Below are 516 nucleotides of genomic sequence, written 5' to 3'. Positions count from 1 at the left end.
CGGCGGCGAGGAATACCGCATCGAGCTGGACGACGCCGGCAACATGACCGGCCTGCAACTGCCCGACGGCAACCGCGTGCAGCTCAAGTACGACGAGTACTCGCGCCTGGTCGAGGAAATCGACCCGCTGGGCCGCAGCATCCGCTACCAGCACCACCTCGCGACGAACCTCGTGAGCGAAGTGGCCTACCCCGACGGCAGCACCTGGAAGGCCCGCTACGACGCCCGGGGCAACCTCATCGAGGAAACCGACGCCGAAGGCCACAGCACCGAATACTTCAACGGCGAGGACGGCCTGCCGCACACCATCGTCGACGCCCTGCGCAAGCGCAAGCACCTGTGGTGGAACGGCCTGGCCCAGGTGGAGCGCTACCAGGACTGCTCCGGCCAGCAGACCCGCTACGCATACGACGACCGCCAGCACCTGGTGGCCATCACCGACGCCCTCGGCCAGACCACCCGCCTGCAGCGCAAGCCCAACGGTGAAGTACTGGTCATCGAGCACGCCGACGGCAA

General features: G+C 67.4%; 1 pseudogene. It reads left to right on the top strand.

The annotated features are described in order from the left end of the window. Positions 1 to 516 (top strand): annotated as a pseudogene (locus tag DK254_RS18610) (RHS repeat domain-containing protein); the annotation flags it as partial.

Source organism: Pseudomonas sp. RW407 (genome assembly GCF_003176655.1).
Taxonomy (GTDB): Bacteria; Pseudomonadota; Gammaproteobacteria; order Pseudomonadales; family Pseudomonadaceae; genus Pseudomonas; species Pseudomonas delhiensis.
Note: the sequence above shows the minus strand (reverse complement) of the source record. Positions and strands in the feature narration are given on the sequence as shown.